Raw genomic sequence first — 3,217 nt, 5'->3', positions numbered from 1 at the left:
AGTGTGGGGTTTCCCCATGTGAGAGTAGGTCATCGTCAAGCACCTATACCAAACCCCCGATCATCGAAAGATGGTCGGGGGTTTGACTTTGCGCGGATGAAAATCGAGTCGACCTTTCATGCAGCAGGGCCCAGTCGTTAAGTCCTGCACCCCATCCCTTTTCTATGCAACCCAACAGGGCGCCGCTATGATGCCTGCCTCGTAAAGAGGCTGAGCGTTATGTTGAATCTGATACGTCTCCTTCAGGATGGCCAGTTTCATTCCGGAGAGTTCCTGGGTGAGGCGCTTGGCATTTCCCGTGCTGCTGTCTGGAAGCATCTGAAGCACCTTGAGGCTGCTTACGGCCTGGATATCCATAGGGTCCGGGGAAAAGGTTATCGCCTTGCTTCTCCATTCGAGCCTCTTTCCCAGGAGCGTCTTTTCGCCCTAGGTGAGCCGTGGCCAATCTTTATCCATGAGAGCATTGACTCTACAAACGCGGAAGCACTGCGCTTGTTATCCCAAGGCGTACAGGCGCCATTTGTTGTCTTGGCGGAGCACCAGTCTGGTGGGCGCGGTCGTCGAGGGCGAGCCTGGGTGTCGCCCTATGGTGAGAATCTCTATCTCTCATGCGTAATCAGGATAGATGGAGGCGCCAGACAGCTGGAGGGAATGAGTCTGCTGGTTGGTGTTGCCGTGTTGCGGGTTCTTCAGTCGCTAGGTGTGAGTTCCGCGCAGCTCAAGTGGCCCAATGATGTTTTGGTGGCGGAGCGGAAGATTGCCGGAATTCTCATCGAGCTCGTGGGAGATCCAGCTGATATCTGTAATGTCGTTATTGGTGTCGGGCTCAACGTTAATATGTTGAGCCGACAGGCAGAAATTACCCAGGAGTGGACGTCCGTCCGTTCCGAGATTGGATCCCTTCAGGATCGCACGCAAATTGCTGCTGCTCTTCTATGTGAGCTCCGCCGTTGCCTGGGAGAGGGGTTCGCTGCTGTTCGGAGGGAGTGGGAGCTCCATCATGCGTGGACCGGAAGGGAGGTATCCGTACTAACCGCCAGCAAGCGTGTGGACGGTGTGGTTCTTGGTATTGATAAAAGTGGCGCTCTTCGCCTTGATGTGGGGGGCACCGAGTTGCTGCTAAACGGGGGAGAGCTCAGTTTGAGGTTGCGAGATGATTCTAGAGCTTGACTGTGGCAACAGCTTCATCAAATGGCGCCTGCTTGGCACCGACAGTGAAGGAGCGCTCATTTCAGGTGTTGCTGCTGATGGCGACAATGTCATCCAGGCAATCAAGGCCTCCGACTACTCAGGCATTCAGCAGTGCCGATTAGTCAGTGTGCGCTCGGAGGAGGAAACTTCCGCGCTGCTGCAGGCTCTTGAACAAGCGTTTCATGCAAGGCCTCTGCTCGCATCCTCTTCGAAGGTATTGGCGGGAGTCGTTAATGGCTATGAGGATTTCCACAAGCTTGGACTGGATCGATGGCTTGCTGTCGTTGCCGCCTACCACGTCAGCAAGAGCGCATCGCTCGTGCTTGATCTCGGTACGGCGGTCACCTCCGACTTCGTAACTTCCAGTGGCGTGCATCTCGGGGGATATATATGTCCAGGAGTGCCACTCATGCGTAGCCAGCTCAGAACGCATACGCGACGAATCCGGTATGACGACGAAGCTGCCGCTCAAGCGGTGGCGCACATGAAGCCAGGGCGGAACACCGCTGAAGCCGTTGAGCGAGGTTGCCTTTTGATGCTCAAGGGGTTCGTGCGCATGCAATTGGATCTGGCCCGACAACAGTTGGGAGAGGATTTCTGCATTTTTCTCACCGGAGGGGATGCTGCATTGGTAAAAGAGGAAGTGCCCAATGCGAGATTGGCTCCTGATCTGGTTTTCTCCGGGCTTGCGATTGCGTGTCCATTTGACTGAGGTTGTCCATGCGCTGGCTGTTCCTGCTCTTATTGGTGCTGAATCTCTTCTATTACGTTTGGCACCAACAACAGGCCCCTCTCCAGGTCAAAGAAGTCGAGACACTGTCTCTTTACAGGGGGGGGCAGCAAGACATTCGTTTGTTGAGTGAGTCCAAGGAAAATACTGCCCCTCGTGCTCAGCAGCAGTCAGCGCCTTTGCCTGATGCTCAGGTTTGTCTGTTTTTGGGAGGCCTGGATCGTGAGGAGCAAGTGAAGGGTGTTGAGCAAAGGCTGCTAGCCCTGAATATCCAGAGCAGCATTCAAAGTGTGGATGCTGCTGCAGGCGTTGACTACTGGGTCTATCTCGCTCCGCTTGCCTCCAGGCAGGCATCGTTGCGGCAATTGAAGGAGCTCCAGGCTCGCAAGATCGACAGCTACCTGATCAGTCAGGGCGACCTGCAGAACGGCATCTCACTTGGGATTTTTCCAAGACTTGACTCGGCCGAGAGTGTAATGACGCGTCTCAAGGATGCGGGGTACGAGCCTCTTATGCGTGAGTTGCCACGCGCTCACCGCGATTACTGGGTTCGCGTGGATGGAGAGGGCCGTCGACTTGTGGATGACGCTTTGCTAGCGACGCTTGTGAAAGATTTTCCGGGTCTTCAGCACAAAATTATGCCCTGCCAGGGTGTTGCATCTCACGAATAGTTTGCATAGAATGGCGCCCGCTTCGCAGGCAGGCCTAAAGAGATGTTTGCCGAAGCGCTGTCAAAAATAGCTAACCTCAAGATTTTAATGAGAAAAAGCTTGACAGCAGGGGTGGCTACGATGAAAATGCGGCCTCCCGATTGGAGGGATTCCCGAGTGGCCAAAGGGATCAGACTGTAAATCTGACGTCATAGACTTCGAAGGTTCGAATCCTTCTCCCTCCACCAGATTCAAGCGTGAGCACCAGGCTCCGCGGGTATAGTTCAGTGGTAGAACCTCAGCCTTCCAAGCTGATGATGCGGGTTCGATTCCCGCTACCCGCTCCAGGTTTGATGTTTGTGCAATGTGTTTGGCTCATGTAGCTCAGCTGGTAGAGCACACCCTTGGTAAGGGTGAGGTCAGCGGTTCAAATCCGCTCATGAGCTCCATCTTACAAAGGCAGATATGAAAATATCTGCCTTTGTTTTAATGGTGGCGTGACTCGCTCAATTCATTGATGGGAGACGTTCTCGATGGCTAAAGAAAAATTCGAACGTAACAAACCGCACGTCAACGTCGGCACCATTGGTCACGTTGACCATGGCAAGACCACTCTGACTGCTGCCCTGACCAAAGTCTGCTCCGA

4 protein-coding genes and 3 tRNA genes are annotated in these 3,217 nt (G+C 54.1%); all 7 read left to right on the top strand.

Annotation, left to right across the window (positions count from 1 at the left end):
• Positions 1-219: 219 nt before the first annotated feature.
• Positions 220-1,170 (top strand): bifunctional biotin--[acetyl-CoA-carboxylase] ligase/biotin operon repressor BirA, encoded by a 951-nt coding sequence (birA, locus tag BM198_RS29250; protein ID WP_074974303.1) that lies wholly within the window; start codon positions 220-222, stop codon positions 1,168-1,170.
• On the top strand, positions 1,154-1,903 hold the full coding sequence (locus tag BM198_RS29245; protein WP_074974301.1) for a type III pantothenate kinase: 750 nt from the start codon (positions 1,154-1,156) through the stop codon (positions 1,901-1,903). Before birA ends, BM198_RS29245 begins: the two co-directional genes overlap by 17 nt.
• Before the next feature lie 8 nt (positions 1,904-1,911).
• Complete coding sequence (locus BM198_RS29240; protein ID WP_074974299.1) at positions 1,912-2,592, top strand: SPOR domain-containing protein; 681 nt, start codon at positions 1,912-1,914, stop codon at positions 2,590-2,592.
• Between the two features lie 142 nt (positions 2,593-2,734).
• A tRNA-Tyr gene (locus tag BM198_RS29235) sits at positions 2,735-2,819 on the top strand.
• Positions 2,820-2,844: 25 nt separating this feature from the next.
• Positions 2,845-2,918: transfer RNA gene (locus tag BM198_RS29230), tRNA-Gly, on the top strand.
• A 26-nt stretch (positions 2,919-2,944) separates the two neighbouring features.
• Positions 2,945-3,020: transfer RNA gene (locus BM198_RS29225), tRNA-Thr, on the top strand.
• 84 nt (positions 3,021-3,104) lie between these two features.
• On the top strand, positions 3,105-3,217 hold a 113-nt coding region (locus BM198_RS29220; RefSeq protein WP_228379154.1), incomplete at its 3' end, for a GTP-binding protein.

This window comes from Metapseudomonas otitidis, from assembly GCF_900111835.1.
In the GTDB taxonomy this organism is placed as follows: domain Bacteria; phylum Pseudomonadota; class Gammaproteobacteria; order Pseudomonadales; family Pseudomonadaceae; genus Metapseudomonas; species Metapseudomonas otitidis.
This window is presented reverse-complemented; position numbering and strand designations above follow the sequence as displayed.